The 15,535-nt window shown below is 38.2% G+C and carries 19 protein-coding genes; 8 read left to right on the forward strand and 11 right to left on the reverse strand.

The annotated features are described in order from the left end of the window. Positions 1-72 precede the first annotated feature (72 nt). Positions 73-480, reverse strand: a complete 408-nt coding sequence (locus SCI76_RS08140) for a DUF1259 domain-containing protein (protein WP_338705325.1) — start codon at positions 478-480, stop codon at positions 73-75. Between the two features lie 254 nt (positions 481-734). Here SCI76_RS08140 and SCI76_RS08145 point away from each other — a divergent pair, with 254 nt between their 5' ends. The 3 genes from SCI76_RS08145 (at position 735) to lepB (ending at position 2,828) form a co-directional block, all read left to right on the forward strand. Then, positions 735-1,073 carry a YmaF family protein gene (locus tag SCI76_RS08145; protein ID WP_013055902.1) on the forward strand — a complete coding sequence of 113 codons (339 nt, stop codon included), beginning with the start codon at positions 735-737 and terminating at the stop codon, positions 1,071-1,073. Positions 1,074-1,750: 677 nt separating this feature from the next. After that, the gene (locus SCI76_RS08150) at positions 1,751-2,086 is read left to right on the forward strand and encodes a lipopolysaccharide assembly LapA domain-containing protein (protein ID WP_033578342.1); all 336 of its coding nucleotides are present in this window, start codon (positions 1,751-1,753) and stop codon (positions 2,084-2,086) included. A gap of 190 nt (positions 2,087-2,276) precedes the next feature. After that, positions 2,277-2,828 (forward strand): signal peptidase I, encoded by a 552-nt coding sequence (gene lepB, locus SCI76_RS08155; protein ID WP_048020272.1) that lies wholly within the window; start codon positions 2,277-2,279, stop codon positions 2,826-2,828. 35 nt (positions 2,829-2,863) lie between these two features. On the opposite strand, the gene SCI76_RS08160 is transcribed toward lepB, so the two are convergent. Beyond that, positions 2,864-3,310 carry a YndM family protein gene (locus SCI76_RS08160; protein WP_016763336.1) on the reverse strand — a complete coding sequence of 149 codons (447 nt, stop codon included), beginning with the start codon at positions 3,308-3,310 and terminating at the stop codon, positions 2,864-2,866. 142 nt (positions 3,311-3,452) lie between these two features. Here SCI76_RS08160 and SCI76_RS08165 point away from each other — a divergent pair, with 142 nt between their 5' ends. Further along, positions 3,453-4,328 carry an aldose 1-epimerase family protein gene (locus tag SCI76_RS08165; RefSeq protein WP_063247597.1) on the forward strand — a complete coding sequence of 292 codons (876 nt, stop codon included), beginning with the start codon at positions 3,453-3,455 and terminating at the stop codon, positions 4,326-4,328. A gap of 156 nt (positions 4,329-4,484) precedes the next feature. Here SCI76_RS08165 and SCI76_RS08170 read toward each other — a convergent pair whose 3' ends face one another. Then, positions 4,485-5,351, reverse strand: a complete 867-nt coding sequence (locus tag SCI76_RS08170; protein ID WP_407545125.1) for a gamma-glutamylcyclotransferase — start codon at positions 5,349-5,351, stop codon at positions 4,485-4,487. A gap of 5 nt (positions 5,352-5,356) precedes the next feature. Beyond that, a complete protein-coding gene (locus SCI76_RS08175; RefSeq protein ID WP_014461134.1) occupies positions 5,357-5,755 on the reverse strand; it encodes a VOC family protein in 399 nt (132 codons plus the stop codon). Between the two features lie 147 nt (positions 5,756-5,902). On the opposite strand from SCI76_RS08175, the gene SCI76_RS08180 reads away from it, so the two are divergent. The 3 genes from SCI76_RS08180 to SCI76_RS08190 all read left to right on the forward strand — a co-directional run bounded on the left by SCI76_RS08180 (position 5,903) and on the right by SCI76_RS08190 (position 8,114). Beyond that, the gene (locus tag SCI76_RS08180) at positions 5,903-6,103 is read left to right on the forward strand and encodes a hypothetical protein (RefSeq protein ID WP_028414212.1); all 201 of its coding nucleotides are present in this window, start codon (positions 5,903-5,905) and stop codon (positions 6,101-6,103) included. Between the two features lie 230 nt (positions 6,104-6,333). Next, on the forward strand, positions 6,334-6,699 hold the full coding sequence (locus SCI76_RS08185; RefSeq protein ID WP_407545126.1) for a MerR family transcriptional regulator: 366 nt from the start codon (positions 6,334-6,336) through the stop codon (positions 6,697-6,699). Between the two features lie 59 nt (positions 6,700-6,758). Beyond that, positions 6,759-8,114 (forward strand): hemolysin family protein, encoded by a 1,356-nt coding sequence (locus SCI76_RS08190; RefSeq protein WP_033578338.1) that lies wholly within the window; start codon positions 6,759-6,761, stop codon positions 8,112-8,114. 52 nt (positions 8,115-8,166) lie between these two features. On the opposite strand, the gene SCI76_RS08195 is transcribed toward SCI76_RS08190, so the two are convergent. The 4 genes from SCI76_RS08195 to SCI76_RS08210 are packed head-to-tail and all read right to left on the reverse strand — an operon-like array spanning position 8,167 to position 12,948. Beyond that, the gene (locus tag SCI76_RS08195; RefSeq protein WP_048020258.1) at positions 8,167-8,877 is read right to left on the reverse strand and encodes an ABC transporter ATP-binding protein; all 711 of its coding nucleotides are present in this window, start codon (positions 8,875-8,877) and stop codon (positions 8,167-8,169) included. Continuing rightward, the gene (locus tag SCI76_RS08200; protein ID WP_407545127.1) at positions 8,874-10,016 is read right to left on the reverse strand and encodes an ABC transporter permease; all 1,143 of its coding nucleotides are present in this window, start codon (positions 10,014-10,016) and stop codon (positions 8,874-8,876) included. Before SCI76_RS08200 ends, SCI76_RS08195 begins: the two co-directional genes overlap by 4 nt. Continuing rightward, positions 10,016-11,239 carry an ABC transporter permease gene (locus SCI76_RS08205; protein WP_407545128.1) on the reverse strand — a complete coding sequence of 408 codons (1,224 nt, stop codon included), beginning with the start codon at positions 11,237-11,239 and terminating at the stop codon, positions 10,016-10,018. Before SCI76_RS08205 ends, SCI76_RS08200 begins: the two co-directional genes overlap by 1 nt. Positions 11,240-11,253: 14 nt before the next feature. After that, complete coding sequence (locus SCI76_RS08210; RefSeq protein ID WP_310884259.1) at positions 11,254-12,948, reverse strand: DUF6583 family protein; 1,695 nt, start codon at positions 12,946-12,948, stop codon at positions 11,254-11,256. Between the two features lie 517 nt (positions 12,949-13,465). Here SCI76_RS08210 and SCI76_RS08215 point away from each other — a divergent pair. Then, positions 13,466-13,783, forward strand: coding sequence for an iron-sulfur cluster biosynthesis family protein (locus tag SCI76_RS08215; RefSeq protein WP_407545129.1), 318 nt, complete (start codon positions 13,466-13,468; stop codon positions 13,781-13,783). A 53-nt stretch (positions 13,784-13,836) separates the two neighbouring features. On the opposite strand, the gene SCI76_RS08220 is transcribed toward SCI76_RS08215, so the two are convergent. From SCI76_RS08220 to SCI76_RS08230, 3 genes are all read right to left on the reverse strand, one after another. Next, positions 13,837-14,154, reverse strand: a complete 318-nt coding sequence (locus SCI76_RS08220; RefSeq protein WP_034270421.1) for a hypothetical protein — start codon at positions 14,152-14,154, stop codon at positions 13,837-13,839. 79 nt (positions 14,155-14,233) lie between these two features. Beyond that, positions 14,234-14,608, reverse strand: coding sequence for a VOC family protein (locus SCI76_RS08225; RefSeq protein ID WP_221832828.1), 375 nt, complete (start codon positions 14,606-14,608; stop codon positions 14,234-14,236). Positions 14,609-14,738: 130 nt separating this feature from the next. After that, complete coding sequence (locus tag SCI76_RS08230; protein WP_033579488.1) at positions 14,739-15,458, reverse strand: DUF554 domain-containing protein; 720 nt, start codon at positions 15,456-15,458, stop codon at positions 14,739-14,741. Positions 15,459-15,535: the final 77 nt, after the last annotated feature.

Here is a 15,535-nt window from a genome sequence, read left to right on the forward strand (position 1 = left end):
TGTTTAAAGGTTTATTAATCTAATTTTAAAAGCAGTAAGTAAGACTAAACTGATTTTATATAAAGCTGATTTTTACCCTTTTAATACTCTAAACGCTTCTCTTACTTTTCGTGCAAAATCTAACGGTGGCTCTACAGATTCAAAGTGCATATACATTGCTCTCGGCTCTTCAAATAGCCAATGGTTGTGAACGGCCGTAACCTTAATATCTCTTTTTCTAATCTCCGTTAATAATGGATTTACTTCTTCTTGCAAAAGCACGGTTTCACCTAGATTCAGTGCTTTTCCTTTACTATCTAAATCTTCAAAAGTAAAAAATTGAGGAGTAACTAATGGAGAGCGTGTTGGACGCCCTAAAATTTTAAAACGAATCGTACGAAACTTTTGTACCAAACAAACGCCATTTTCATCTAAACTGCCTTGTCCACCTAAAATTCTCGCAAACTCCTGACATAAACTCTTTTTATTTTCCCAACTCATTATGCTGACTTCCTCTCTTATAATAACTTGTCCTTCCTTAATAAATATATGTGAAAGTTATCAAGTAGAAACGACAAACACACAGGAAAACTACCCATTTGATAAATCCTGATTATCAAAAGTCATATTTATTTTTCTTTGTTCATATCAATAGCATGTATTTTTGAATTTAACTAAAAAGAGAAATTCAGATGCCCATTTAAATAATTTACTTAAACAGTTTTTTAAAAATTGAATTTATAGGAGGAAGTAAAATGAAAAAAATAGGCAAAGATGATTTTATTTCAGGGTTTGTTCCTCATCATAATCATGGCTCAGTGGACTACACTTCTGTTGCGTCAGGACATGTCCATCAGTGTCTCGATGTAACGTCTCCTCCAATTCAAAGCGAGGATGGAAGCCACATTCACTATACAGAGGGCTACGTTGTGTTTGAAGACGGACATACACATCATTACAAAGCCTACTCTGGTCCAGCTATTCCAATTGGCAACGGTATGCATGTTCACTATTATGACTTTTATACCAGCGAAGACAACCAGCATCGGCATCATGTCAAAGGTGTAGACCACCCTGCTCCGGGTGATAGATAATGAAATAATTTAATGCCATTAAGCCAAAGCCTCAGCTTGAGTTCATATAACCGCTTTAATAAAAGTGAGGCTGGGACAAAAGGGTCTTAGCCCAAGTAAAAAACGAGTCATTGATCAACATGTTTGATGAGTGGTTCGTTTTTTTGTTACTTGAATAAAGCTTCATCTGTTTCGTTCCTTCTAGCAGTCGATTGAAGGGCAAGGCGAAGACTCCTGCGGGAAAAGCGGGACAGATGAGACCCCGCAGGAGCGCAAGCGACGAGGAGGCTCATCGGCCGCCCGCGGAAAGCGAAGCCTTGCACGGAAATCAACTCCGGTGTCATAAGGGATTCAGTTCATGTATCTCATTTGTTCATCTTTAGGTTGAATTCATTTGGTTATGTCACAGCTTCTTTGTACATATATGATTAAAATGAAAGTCTCTCCCCCTGCTTAAGCAAAAAAGGATAAGCGAGCTCCTTATTCCAAAAATTCGACATACCAGGTCTTTGGACATGTCAAAGTTTCTACATCAATCGATATATTGTGTTTTAAAAGAAAGATATATATAATCAAGAAAATGTTTGATTTTGTTTAAATGTGGATACGTATACCTATAAGCAAGATAGCAAACACTTAAGATGAGTAGTTACGCTATAAAAGTTGTAATGACCATGCAAAGAAAGGAAGTGCAGCTTATGAAAGGACAGAGCTTTTTTATTTTAGGACTTATATTTGCTCTTATCATTGCTGTTTTAGCTGTAATTAACAACGATCCTGTACAATTTAACTATGTATTTGGTTCACAAAAATGGCCTCTTATTTTAATCATCTTAACAACGGCTGTGTTTGGAGGAGTTGTTGCTGCTTCATTGAGCTTTGTAAAAATTGTTCAACTAAGAGGACAAGTGAAACAGAAAAACAAGCGAATTGCTGAACTAGAAGAAGAAATCAAGCAGCATAAGCCTGTTGAGCCTGTTATAGAAGAAGAACCAAATCAACCAGCTACTCGAACTGAGCGCGCTCAGTTATAATAAAGAAAAGTCGTTATTTTAAAGAATAACGGCTTTTTTCATTTTTTGTTCCGCCAAGCATATTTTCGGGATACACGCATAAACAGATAGATATGGAAAACTTTAGTTCTGAATGGTACAATCAACACTGTTATATCTCTATGAAAAACCTAAATTGATAGTCTTACCGTTAAGAAGGTGTTCATCCATTATGATCAATAAAAAAATAAAGCGTGAAATTCTTACATACACAAGCGTCATCCTCGGCACCGTTTTGCTTTCTGTTGTCGTTCAGCACTATTGGTTTCAGCCCTACACTGTAAAAGGCGATTCTATGAAGCCTATTTTGCACGAAGGCAATCGAATTATTATTAACAAACACAGCAAGCTGGAGCGCTTTGATATTGTCGTGTTACAAGCTCCCTATAGCAGTGATTTTCTAGTAAAGCGGATTGTGGGCTTACCTGGAGAAACGGTCGAATACAAAGATGATGTTCTGTATATAAATAACAAGGTCAAAAAAGAGCCGCATCTTCATAAATATTTATCCAAAGTGCCCGCTTACGAGCGATTTACTGAAAACTTTTCCACGTACGAACTGTCTCCAGACGGCACGATACCGGATGGATACGTATTAGTGCTAGGTGACAACAGACGCATAAGCCGGGACGGAAGACATTTTGGCCTCACTCCCATTTCTTCAATCATGGGAGAAGTCAACATGAAATATTGGCCTTTAAAAGAAATGACTTTTATGCATTAACATATAAAAAGAAAGCTCAAAATTGAGCTTTCTTTTTATTTTGGATTTTCCTTATTTTCTACATGCTGTTCTTCTGCAAATTCTGTGTCATACGCTAGTTTTCGCTTAAAAGCCGGACGCGTTCTCGCTGTATGTTTTGTTTCAATATGGTTGAATAGGTAGCGGTGAACAAAAACTTCAGCAAATGTAATAATAGCTGCAGAAATAATGCTTCCCCACGCAATTTGAACGTAGCTGTCTAATAACAATGTGCCAAAAATCCATACGCTCATATATGTTAGAACAAATTCAACAATAATGGCATCGCGATTGCCCACTCGAGGCAGTACAATTCGATCCACTACTAGATATGTCACAACTGTTGTTAGCAAGCTAAAGGAAATAATGTCTCCGATGGTTGCATCAAAAAACAAATCAAGGCCTATACCAAACGCAATAAGTGCCGCTGCAAATTTAATGAGCAATAATGTTGCATGATTCATATTTGAACCCTCCTTTTTCTATAATTAATTTGAACAAAAATAGGGAAATTAATACCTTTTTTGCCAAGAAGGGTATAATATAAGCAAAGCCAGTACGTTTGAGACAGCTCTAGCGTACAACAATGATTTGGGAGATGTTGTAATGATTGTACTAGAAAATAGCGAAATGAAAGTCAGCATTGAAGAAAAAGGAGCGGAAGTTGTAGAAGTATTTCATAAAGAAAAAGGCCTGCAGTTTATGTGGAGCGGAGACCCCGCTTATTGGGGACGAGTATCGCCCGTCTTGTTTCCAATCGTAGGCCGATTAAAAAATGATCAGTATACCGTTGATCAGCGCGAATACTCTTTGCCTCAGCATGGCTTTTTACGTGATTCTACTTTCACCGTGATTGAGCAAACAAACGAAACAGCACGACTGAAATTTGCCACAAACGGCCGGTTTAAAGACGTATATCCATTTGAATGTTCAGTTGAAATTAGCTACCGTCTGGAAAACAATCGATTAACGTTTCAGTGGAAAGTAGTAAATGAAGATAAAGAGGATATGTATTTTTCAATTGGAGCCCACCCTGCTTTTCGTATTCCGCTACGTGAAAACGAGCAGATTTCTGATTACTTTTTAGAAATAGAGCCTTCTGAAACTACGCCGAAGGAATTTGTATTAAAAGACGCTCTTATTCATGAAAAAGGGGCTGCAGAAAATTTACACCAGCTGCCGCTAAGCGCAGATTTATTTGCAAATGATGCGTTAATTTTTAGCCATATTGACGGAATTACAATTAAATCGCCGGTTAATGAAAATCAAATTAACGTTCAGTTTAATGATTTCCCGTATGTCGGTATTTGGTCAAAGTATGATGCAGAAAATCATACAATCGCTCCTTTTCTTTGCATCGAACCTTGGTTTGGAATTGCAGATACGCATGACCATAACGGAAATTTCAAAGAAAAATTAGGCATCAACCGTTTATCAAAAGACGGTGTATTTCAAACAGAATTCTCTGTTTCCTTTAGCTAATGCAACAGAGAACATAACAAAATCAATCCAACCTTGAGACGAACAAATGGGATCAATGATCTGGACTGCGTTCACCATAACAATGAAAAGCTCCGAACGATTACTCGTTCGGAGCTTTCTTCAGCTAAACTACTTTTGTCTCTGCGTCTTTTTATATTAATTATTTACAACATCGCTATTTTTTAGCGCATGTACTTGCTCTATTAGCTTCTGAACGTATTCTTCGCTGAGTATACCTGTTGCTCCTCGAATAATTTCAGTCGAATAGTGATCCGGAGGTGCGACTTCTTTTTCTTTATTTAACACAAAAAAAGTAAGAACATGATCCACCATCTTACCTTCATGCTCGACAGAAATAATAGCAGGACGATAGCCGTTATTATCTACCCCTTCTCTGCCATACAAATACGTAATTGCTTCGGGCGGCACGCGGTACAGTTTGCCTTCAACAACTCCGCCTTCTTCAACCATGTCTGCACGTCCTCCGTCATGAATAACGTGGTTATATCGAAGCGTATAGCCTTTAAAAACAGCTCTGCCAAGACAGTCTTGGAAATGCTGGTCAACGCCGTGCTTAATAAAACGATCGTTATCCATACATGAACCGTAAGCAAAATACAGCATGCCTTCTAATAAATCTTCTTTCCATACGCGCCAGTTTCCGCCTGGGATAAATTCTTGCAGCAGGGAACGGTCTCTTGCTACATACACAACGGCTTCAAATTCACCTTGGTCCGTTTCAACCGTTTGCACAACTTTATCATATTCATTGTCTTTATGACCTTCGTGAATGTACCCTTCTAATTCATCAAGCGCCTTCCACATAAGCTGATCGGTCACTTCATATACTTCTCCGTACGTAATATGTTCACTGTCAATATCGAGCATAGGATAGCCGTGCTTAGTGTCATATAATTTCCCTTTCGTTTTTGCCTGTTTGGCAATTGAGCGCGCATGATGCAGCAATCCGTGATTACCTTCTCCTTCAAGAAGCGTTCCGTATACAAATAAATAATTGCACATACTCCTTATTCCCCCTCTTTCTCTTCATAAAGCTCTAGCGGTAACCCGTCCGGATCAGCAAAAAATGTGAATTTTTTTCCCGTTAGTTCATCTACCCTAATAGGTTCCACATCAATCCCTTGCTGCTCTAGTTCACGCTTGGAATCCTCTACGCTTTCAACCGCAAAAGCTAAATGGCGTAAGCCGCACGCTTCAGGTCTTGAAGGACGCTGTGGCGGATTTGGAAACGAGAACAACTCAATTTGATAGCCAGGAGCTACTTCTAAATCTAGCTTATATGAATCTCTTTCTTTTCTATATGTTTCTTCTATAATCTTGCATCCTAACACATTTACATAAAAAGCTTTTGAACGTTCATAATTACTTCCTATAATGGCTACGTGGTGCATTCGTTTTAAATTCATTTCATTCTCCCATAAAAACCCTTTTCTAATCATCCTACACAAAATGCCGGCAAACATCAAATAATTACGTTATCACCTTTGACTAGAGTGATAAAAGTCACGGACATAGTGTCTCATAACAAGTAATATAACAACGAGGTGAATAACATGATTTCGTTAACATTTAAATCTAGAATTGACAGAACTCAAAATTTAGATTCGTTAAAAGAAGAAGCTGCTATTATGCACCGTATTGCTGATCAGCTATCTCCAATGAGCTCTGAGTTCATAGAATATACTGAACGTATTCAATATGTGTATGAACGCATGCACATTATCGTACGTCATCCTACTAAAAAACTCGCTTAATATAAGCGAGTTTTTTTTTTATAAAATCTTTGTCAAACTACCTTATTTTGAGATATACTGAATGCTAATAAAAAAATGAAACTTTTTGATCTTACGTGCGTATACTTAATTACGATAGGATAAAAGATAAATAGTTGCGTAGATAAAAACCATCACGTGATGGTTGACATAGTTAAAGGAGGTGGTATTCTGATGGGGTTGCGACATACAAAATTGGCGAACTTGCAGAGATGGCACATGTAACGAAGCGCACGGTTGACTATTATACCAACATTGGGTTGTTAAAAGCAGAACGCTCTGCTTCTAACTATCGCTTTTATAACGAAGAAGCGCTGAAACGTCTTTACTTAATTGAAGAATTAAAAAGCGAAGGCCGTTCTCTTGAAGAGATTTCTTCTCTATTTTCTATAGAGCAATCCGAGAATAGCCACTCCAAAGACGAATTAGCATCCAAATTTTACGTACTAAACGACAGTTTAAAAGAAGTTGCACCGCTTATGGAAAAGCTTAACGAAGAAGATCGAAAAGTAATGATGAATCGGCTTTCACCAGAAAGCGTCACTCTTTTGCACTCTTTACTGCTGCTGCTGTCGTAAATTTATTATTTACAGGAGGTGTTTACTTACTTTATAGCACTATAAAGTAAGTATATTCATTGATAACCATTAACTTAATTATTTTTGCGATTTTAATTGTACTCACTGCTTTTTTCGTTGCTTCAGAGTTTGCAATTGTGAAGCTTCGTAGTTCACGGGTAGATCAACTTGTTGCTGAAGGCAAAAAAGGAGCGAATGCGGTTAAAACCGTAACGACACACTTAGATGAGTATTTATCTGCGTGTCAGCTTGGTATTACGATTACTGCTTTAGGACTCGGTTGGTTAGGAGAACCGACTGTTGCGAAGATTTTGGAACCTCTGTTTGAAGAACTGGGTGTTGCTGCATCTTTAACACATATTCTTTCATTCATTATCGCATTTGCGCTTGTAACGTTTGTTCACGTAGTCGTTGGTGAATTAGCGCCAAAAACATTTGCGATTCAAAAAGCTGAAACAGTTACGTTATTGTTTGCTCGTCCGTTAATTTTATTCTATAAAATCATGTTCCCTTTCATTTGGTTACTAAATGGTTCTGCCCGTTTGTTAACTGGCATGTTTGGATTAAAGCCAGCTTCAGAGCATGAACTTGCGCACAGTGAAGAAGAGCTGCGCATTATTTTATCAGAAAGTTTTAAAGGCGGGGAAATTAACCAGTCTGAATATAAGTACGTGAACAACATTTTTGAATTCGATAACCGTGTTGCTCGCGAAATCATGGTACCAAGAACAGAAATTTCAGCTGTTTCTGAAGACGACAGCATTGAAGATTTCTTAAAGCTTGCTGTAGAAGACCGCTACACCCGTTACCCTGTTACCGTTGACGGAGACAAAGATAACATTATCGGCTTAGTCAACGTCAAAGAGATTCTAAACGATGTCGTAATTAACGATGCGTTAAAAAAGCAAAGTGTGAAACTTTATATGAATCCTATTATTCAAGTAATTGAAACCGTAGCGATTCAAGACCTACTGCGCTCGATGCAGAAGAAACGGACGCATATGGCCGTGTTGATTGACGAGTACGGCGGTACGGCTGGTATCGTTACCGTTGAAGATATTTTAGAAGAAATCGTTGGAGAAATTCGAGATGAGTTTGATACAGATGAAAAGCCGCTTGTTCAAAAAATCAGCGATCAGCACTTTGTCTTTAACTCAAAAGTACTGCTTGAAGAAGTCAACGAAGTGCTTCATATCGAAATTGAAAACGATGATATCGATACAATCGGCGGCTGGATGCTGATGCAAAATATCGATATTCAAGAAGGCGAATCGTTCAAACTTTTTGGATACGAGTTTATTGCAAAAGAAATGGACGGTCACCAAATGAAAGAAGTGGAAGTACGTGCCCTTCCTGAGGAAGAACGCGTGCAGCCTGAAAGCCATTCACCAGAACAAGAAGTTACACAAGCATAATAGAAAGAGCCGCTTCTTCACGAAGCGGCTCTTTTTTTATGATTGTTTACTCTTAATCATGCAGCAGCTTATACACAACGTTCTCTTCTGCGTCTTCCCCAGTCTTTTCCTTCGCTTGGTCCATTGTGCCGACAAACTCCAGCTTTCCTTCCTTTAATACGGCAAACCGATCACACACGCCTAAAATTTCATTCAAATCATGGGTGATATAGATAATCGTCTTTCCTTTTGCCGCCAGCTGTTTAATATAACGAATGATCTCAAGCTTGGACTGCAAATCAATTCCGACTGTCGGCTCGTCCATTAACAAAACGGACGGTTCATGAATAAGTGAAACGGCTATATTCAGCTTTCGCTTCATGCCTCCTGATAAATTTTTCACTTTATCCTTCCATCTTCCTTCGAGCTGTACAGCTGAGCAAAGAGACTGAAGCTGTTCATTCGACAAAGAGCGTGAAGTCATTTTGCTCCACATTTTCATGTTTTCTTTTACGCTAAGCTCTTCCCACAGCGCTATGTCTTGTGGAACGTAGCCAATGACTTCTCGTATCGCTTTTTGATTTTTCTTAAGCGATAAGCCTCCAATCGTGACATTCCCGCTTGAAGGAGCCGTAATGGTAGACAAAATAGACAGAAGCGTTGACTTACCAGCGCCGTTTGGTCCTAAAAGACCAATGACTTCTCCACTTTCTACGGTCAGCGTAACATTTGCTAACGAACGTTTTTTTCCGTATGTTTTGCTAACATTGTTAATTTCAATCATTTGATGCTCCTCACATTCCACACTATTTTAAACGCGCACAAACATATGCATGCAATGGAAACAGCTATCTCTTTCCAAATGAGCGTAAGCGGCAGCGCATGCTGATACAGAAGCAGATGCTGCGGAAGCCACTGACTTATTCTTTCAATCGTTGCAGAAAGCTCTCCTACCGGGAAAAAGCTCCCTCCTATTATGCTGAGTCCTGTGACTATGACGACGCTGATCATATAATAAGAGCCAACTCGCTGACTTTCACTTGCAAGCCACGTGCTAAAAGCAACGCATGTGATCACATAGATACACATATACACTAGCACACCGTAAGACTCTGCTCCATACAGCCATTTAAATAGAGCAAAACTGATGAGAGCTTGAAGCACGTATAGCACAGCATAAGCGGCGCTGACGCTTCGAATATAACCATAAAGTCCTTTTTGCATCGTCTTCATTCGTTTAAAAAGATGACTCCGTTCTTTAATCATCCAATCTGATGTAATGCAGCAAAGTAAAAGCGTAAAAAATCCCCATAGCGGCACGTATCCGGTCATTTGAACGCTCCCTTGCTTCTTATGCTTCTTCGTTCCTTGCGCCTCGTAATCAATTGTCATCAGCGGCTTTGGTTTCCATTGGTTATCGGTATAGTGATACGCTTCTTTCCATAAATCCGGTCCTGCATGAATGTGATAGACTTTATATAAAAAACGCACTTCATTTGCGGCTTTAACATTTGTCGTTAACCGTGTCACTTCACTGGCCACGACTTCTCGAACCGCTTCTGTCGCAACAGAAGAAGGCAGCGTAAGCAAATCAATGACTCCTTGATAATTCCCCGCTTCTACTTCTTGCTGAAATCCGTTAGGAAACACAAAAATGCTGTCAATTTTATTTTTTGCCAGCTGCTTTCTCGCTTGTTCTTCATTCATAGAAAGAAACTGAATTTCTGTTGTTTTCTGTAGTCGATCCAGCACTTGTTTAGACATGTTGCTGTGGTCTTGATCGACAAGAGCAACGGGTATTTTTGAATCACTTTGTACTTTTGCTAAAAATGAGCTGCTGATGACCGTTCCTATTAAAGGTAAAAAGAAGATCATGACAATAAGCATAGGACGCTTCAGCAGCTGCTTTATTTTTTCACTCATCATTTTCTCCACCGCCTTTGCAAAATCATCACGTAGCCAACAGCAAGAACAAAACTTCCTGCTGCCGTAATGAGAATAGGCTTAAGGTAAAGAAAAGCTTCGTTTGTGTTATATCCATCAAATTCATAAAATAACAGCTCCAAGACGCGGGTGTTGAGTGACCATTTCTGAAAACCAATCGCCCAGTCTGGTAAATAGACGACCGGCACAACATGTCCGCTTAAAATCGCACTCAGCAAAATAAACAGCATGCCGGTTAGTTGATAAGCTTTTTGTGATAAAAAAAGAACCCGAAGAAGTAAAAACAAACATAAAAAAGCAAACAAACTTCCGCTTATCCCTAGAAAAAGCTCTCCGTACGTACCGGTTACAGGCAGTTTCAGTCCTTTAATGAGGCTTCCAAACAAAACGACAGATACCGGTAGCAAAAGAACAAACAGAGCCATCAGCTGCGCTAAATAAATGCGAAGAAACGATACACCTCTTGTTTTCATTCGATCCAGCACGGGAGAAGTCTGCGTTTCACTAGCAAGCAGCCATCCGCCGTAGCTCCAAATCATAAGCAGCAAAGCAGCAAAAGACAGGACATAATATTGCTTCATATCCTGCTGAAAGAAACTCGTTTCTACTTGTTCATCAAATAAACTTCCTCTATCTAATACATGAAGCCCAAACGTTACTAAGCTCTTCTTAAATTCTGCGCGTCTCTTTTCATCGGAAACATTTTCTCTTTCTAAAAAGGCATCAACCGTATTAATACCGCTTTGAGCGGCTGACGTGTAGTCGGCTGCACTTTCCATCACGTAGCGAAACAGCTGTGACTGAAGCGGCTTATTGCTGTTTCCAATGACGTGTAAAGGCTGATTTTTCCCATGAGCAATATCGTGACTAAAACCTTTTGGCAGCGTTACAATGGCTGCCACTTTATTTTGCTGCAGCAGCTGTTTAGCTTTCTCTTCATTCGTGTAAAGCGGCTTCATGATTTTGCGAAGCTTACCTTCAGTCAGCTGTTCGATGACGTACTTCGTCTGTGCCGTATCATCTTTATCCACAATGGCCACGGGGAACCGATTGACTTTCTCCTCACCTTGCATGGTCTGACTAATAATGATCCCTGCTCCAAATAAAAACAGAGCAGGGATCATTATTAGCAGTATGAGAGATTTTATATTTTTCAATAGAGCTTTACATGTAAAAAGAGTCAAAGAGAAATATATCTTCATCTGCTTTGCACCTTTTAGTAACCAGCGGTTCCCATATTCATCATGAGACCTTGAACATTTTTAGCGAAGTTTTCTTGAATCGACAGCATATCTTCAGGCGTTACATCTTTTACGTTTGTCGCATTAGATGCGTCAAGCTCTGGAATAGAGGCTGATTTTTTTAATTGAGAAGCAGAGTCAATTTTTAACGTAACGTTTGCAGGATCTGCTTTTGGTCCTATTTTTGTACGAATATCAAACGAATAATCTGCTTTTCCTTTTGAAGCACTTATTGCTTGATTCTGCTTTACTTCTCCGTTTATTACTAGATCTTCTTGATCACCTAAGTCTAAAGAGAAAGTACGGTCAGCCGTCTGTTTTGCATCGGTTTTACCGTTGATTACTGAATTCATTTTAAACGTCATATTCGTGTCTTCATCTTTTGAATCTTTTGTTAACAAATGAATAGACATGTTTTCTTTTCTCTTTTCACTTTCCGTTGTTACGTCATTTTTCATATCAAACGTAAATGCATCATCGGTAGTGCTATCGGTTAGGACTGCTTTGAACTGCTTAGCCGTTTTGTTATCTTCATACGGAATATTTTTAGTTACGACGTTAATCTTTCCTTTATCGTTAGAAGCATTTTTTACGCCCATGTTCATATCGCGAGCTACAACAACATCATCTTGAACGTACACGGTTGATTTAACACCGCCAGGGTAAGTCGTATCTTTTGCTTCTTTTTGGAAGTCTTGAAGACTTTCTTTTACTGATTTTTTCAATTCTTTTGGATCTGCCATATCTTTTAATTCTGGATTCGTTGCTGCCGAAGATTTAAACAGCTTAGACACGTGGTTTGCATAGATAGTATGAAGCTTGTCATCTTTTGCTACCTTCGCAATAAGCTTATCCATAAATTGTTTTGTTTCTTTGTCAGACATGTTAAGCGTCACGCTTGTTAACTGAAGCGTTTTGCCATTTGTTTTATAATCTACATTTTTTTCTTTTGTAAAATAATCGCTGTCTAGCTGATCATAAATGAACGTTCCGTACTCTTTTGCAATGTAGGTTTTTTCTTTTTCCGTTAACTTTAAGTCTTCTAAACTCACGTTGCTCGTGTTAATATCAAGCGTTTCAGGACCTGAATAAGAAGGATCGAACTTACGCGCTACCTGTCCATATTCGTCTAAGTTTAAATAGAAATATTCATTTGCTAGAATCGGGGCTTTAAAGCCTATTCTTTCTTTCGTTTGAAAACCTTCTAGGTCAAGCGCTTTTGAACCGCCGATATTAAGAGCCAGTGAACCGTATGCTTCACTTTTTTTCGGATCTTGTTCCGCTTTAATTTTAATTTCAGCTTTACTGATAAGATCTTGAATCATTTTAAAGCTTGGATCATACGAAAGTGAATCCATGTTAAAGCCGCCTTTGACAGTAGCATTTGTGGTAGAAGGCTGCTTCATCGCTTTTTCCTGATAAGCCATCGTTTCACTGTACTTCGTTTCTAATTCATCTGCTGCTTTTTGATACGTATTTACTTCAGAAATTAAGTATAATTGCTTAGGAGATTTTTTAAATACCGTAGCAAATGTAATTACTCCTCCAATAATCACAATTAAAGCTGCCAAAATGATAATCCATTTAGCCGGCGCTTTTTTGGGAGCGGGCGCTGTTTCTAGCGAAGCCGCTGTTTCGTCTGTTGTTCTGTTTTGATCTTTCTCACTCATCTACACCAGAACCTCCTATGTATTTTGTTAGTCACTTTGTACATGATAAGGAATGGTTTCCATAAATTCTACTACTTCGACAAAATAAGACAATAATTAGTCCGATAAACCGATGTCTTTCGGTGCAATATCGTGTGCAAAGTACTCTACTTAAGTACCCAATATATTGAAAATAAAACCAATTATTCAAAACTATCTCAATAACTATTAAAATAGGTAAATGACTTATCTTCTTATATTTTTACAATATATTCCTATAATTAAGCATTTACACCTAAGAATTACAAAGCACAGTTTTTCTATAGCTGATCTCTTTTTTCTATAATCACATACAGGTGATATGTATGTACGTCTTTATGAAAACATGATAAAAACATCAGCGTTTTGTTCCGTTTAGAAAGGGAAATAATAATAGTAAGAAAGCTTTTTTCTTGCCCGTGACATAAAAATCGAATAAAGTATTCGTAAATACATTTCACACAATTTAATTTGAGGATAGAAAAAGGAGGATACAATCATGAATATACACGTCACTCCTTCTGCAAAAGAAGCGTTGCAGAATGTGGAACAAAATCAAATGATTCAGCTTTCTTTTGATCGAGGAAGCTGCGATATTGTTAATACAATTTATGAAATGAAGATCATCTCAAAGCGCAGCCTTCAACCCTATGAAAAAGTTGTAACGGTTGAAGACCTAGAATTTATTGTTGATGATGACATGGAAGAAGTGTACGACAATGAGCTGGTGATCGATCATGCAGCAGGTGCTTTTGTCTTCAAAAGTCATAACCAAATTTTTAATAACCGCGTAGGATTGCGTTATATCAATTCATAAAAAAAGCAGGGAGCTCCCTGCTTTTTTTCTTGCATATGTTAGGTTAATCGTTTTTATCGATTGACCTTCAACCTCTCTTGGATAAATAACAAAACGTTCACAAGGCTATTTTCTTCATAGACATTCACCTGCTGACGCTTAAATTCTCCTTGTTCATGGTAATAAATAATATCTCCTGTCCCTTTGTCTTCATTCATATGTAAATGAAAACTAAGCGGCGTTGCCAAAATAGATCCGTCTTCATCTCGCTGAAGAATTTGACAAAGCGTTTGATTCCCTTGTTTTTCAGATAAAAAATCATAGCCAAATTGATGTGCTAGCTTCTCCACTTGTGCAGCAATAAGAGCTGTAATCGGTTGATTGTCTTTCATAAGCAGTATTTCTCCTTACTTCATCTCATTAGGGTTTTATTATTAGTATACTATACCTTAAACTTCTGGAGCTAACGACTTAACCTGTACAAATCATGACCACATGTCCATCTGGATCTTTTATCGTAAAAAACGAAAAATCATCAAAAAAAGTAATCGGAGAATCAATCGTATAGTCCAGCTCTTTAACAAATTCATACGCTTCTTTAATATCTTCCGTATGGAAATTAAAAATTGGATGGAGACTAGCCACTATTTGTTTTTCTGTTCCTTCTGGGCCAGCATCCAGCGTTAACCCTGTTTCTCCATCAATTTTGAGATTATAAACAGGGTTCTTCACCTGGCTCATCTTGTATTCTTGACTCAATAGCTCGCTATACCATTTTACTGAAGACTTTAAATTGGATACGTGAATAAATACCGTATTCATTTTGTTGAAAACAGGACTCGGCATTTTTAATCCTCCTTTTTGTTTTTCTGTTCATTCTATACCATTATCCACGTATCACTTTATACCTGCTACTTCCTTAACTTTTGCTCATATATACAGAAAAGCTTGCGAATACTATTCACAAGCTTTTTCTTCATAAAAAATATGTATGCTGTACAACTACAATCACAACCGCAATTAAAATCGAAGGCAGTAAATTAGCAACTTTAATTTTAATAATTTCTAATAAATTAATTCCAATTGCTAAAATTAACACGCCGCCTACTCCTGTGACTTCGGCAATGATACTATTCATTAAATCTTGCGGCACAACCGCATTAATTTGCGTAGCAAATAACGCAATGATACCTTCGTACAGAAATACGGGCACCGCTGAGAAAATGACGCCTATTCCAAGCGTAGTCGTTAATAACAATGAGATAAACCCATCCATCACCGCTTTCGTAAACAATACGCTGTGATCGCCTCGTATTCCGCTGTCTAATGCCCCTACAATCGCCATCGCTCCAATAACAAAAATTAGCGTTCCTGTCACAAAGCCCTGTGACATACTAAATGTTTGCTTGTCATTTTGCTGAGATTGAAATTTTCGTTCAATCATATTGCCTAAAAGATTTAGCTTTTCATCTAAATCAATGAACTCACCAATAACCGCTCCAATGGCTAAACTCAAAATTACAATTAAAAACTGATGACTTTTAAAGCCCATTTGCAAGCCGAGGGTGATAACGGATAAACCCATCACTTGCATCACCGTCACGCTTACTTTTTCAGGAATGCGGTGAGCAAGCTTGCCCATTAATGTTCCGACAACAATTGCTAATCCATTGACTAATGCTCCTATAATAAACATGCTGTCACCTTTACTTTGAATAATGCCGTTTCTTTTTTCACTTGTTCTACTCCCTCTCTGCTCCACACTAGCTGTAT

Source organism: Priestia sp. HNGD-A6 (genome assembly GCF_045784335.1).
Classification (GTDB): domain Bacteria; phylum Bacillota; class Bacilli; order Bacillales; family Bacillaceae_H; genus Priestia; species Priestia zanthoxyli.

Bases quoted from the DNA above. Each gene is read 5' to 3' on its own strand.
- SCI76_RS08225 (WP_221832828.1), bottom strand. From the start codon at position 14,608: ATGCCGAGTCCTGTTTTCAACAAAATGAATACGGTATTTATTCACGTA.
- SCI76_RS08185 (WP_407545126.1), top strand. From the start codon at position 6,334: ATGGCACATGTAACGAAGCGCACGGTTGACTATTATACCAACATTGGG.
- SCI76_RS08180 (WP_028414212.1), top strand. From the start codon at position 5,903: ATGATTTCGTTAACATTTAAATCTAGAATTGACAGAACTCAAAATTTA.
- SCI76_RS08215 (WP_407545129.1), top strand. From the start codon at position 13,466: ATGAATATACACGTCACTCCTTCTGCAAAAGAAGCGTTGCAGAATGTG.
- SCI76_RS08230 (WP_033579488.1), bottom strand. From the start codon at position 15,458: ATGTTTATTATAGGAGCATTAGTCAATGGATTAGCAATTGTTGTCGGA.
- SCI76_RS08145 (WP_013055902.1), top strand. From the start codon at position 735: ATGAAAAAAATAGGCAAAGATGATTTTATTTCAGGGTTTGTTCCTCAT.
- SCI76_RS08140 (WP_338705325.1), bottom strand. From the start codon at position 480: ATGAGTTGGGAAAATAAAAAGAGTTTATGTCAGGAGTTTGCGAGAATT.
- SCI76_RS08195 (WP_048020258.1), bottom strand. From the start codon at position 8,877: ATGATTGAAATTAACAATGTTAGCAAAACATACGGAAAAAAACGTTCG.
- SCI76_RS08220 (WP_034270421.1), bottom strand. From the start codon at position 14,154: ATGAAAGACAATCAACCGATTACAGCTCTTATTGCTGCACAAGTGGAG.
- SCI76_RS08160 (WP_016763336.1), bottom strand. From the start codon at position 3,310: ATGAATCATGCAACATTATTGCTCATTAAATTTGCAGCGGCACTTATT.
- SCI76_RS08175 (WP_014461134.1), bottom strand. From the start codon at position 5,755: ATGAATTTAAAACGAATGCACCACGTAGCCATTATAGGAAGTAATTAT.
- SCI76_RS08200 (WP_407545127.1), bottom strand. From the start codon at position 10,016: ATGAGTGAAAAAATAAAGCAGCTGCTGAAGCGTCCTATGCTTATTGTC.
- lepB (WP_048020272.1), top strand. From the start codon at position 2,277: ATGATCAATAAAAAAATAAAGCGTGAAATTCTTACATACACAAGCGTC.
- SCI76_RS08165 (WP_063247597.1), top strand. From the start codon at position 3,453: ATGATTGTACTAGAAAATAGCGAAATGAAAGTCAGCATTGAAGAAAAA.
- SCI76_RS08170 (WP_407545125.1), bottom strand. From the start codon at position 5,351: ATGTGCAATTATTTATTTGTATACGGAACGCTTCTTGAAGGAGAAGGT.
- SCI76_RS08150 (WP_033578342.1), top strand. From the start codon at position 1,751: ATGAAAGGACAGAGCTTTTTTATTTTAGGACTTATATTTGCTCTTATC.
- SCI76_RS08210 (WP_310884259.1), bottom strand. From the start codon at position 12,948: ATGAGTGAGAAAGATCAAAACAGAACAACAGACGAAACAGCGGCTTCG.
- SCI76_RS08205 (WP_407545128.1), bottom strand. From the start codon at position 11,239: ATGAAGATATATTTCTCTTTGACTCTTTTTACATGTAAAGCTCTATTG.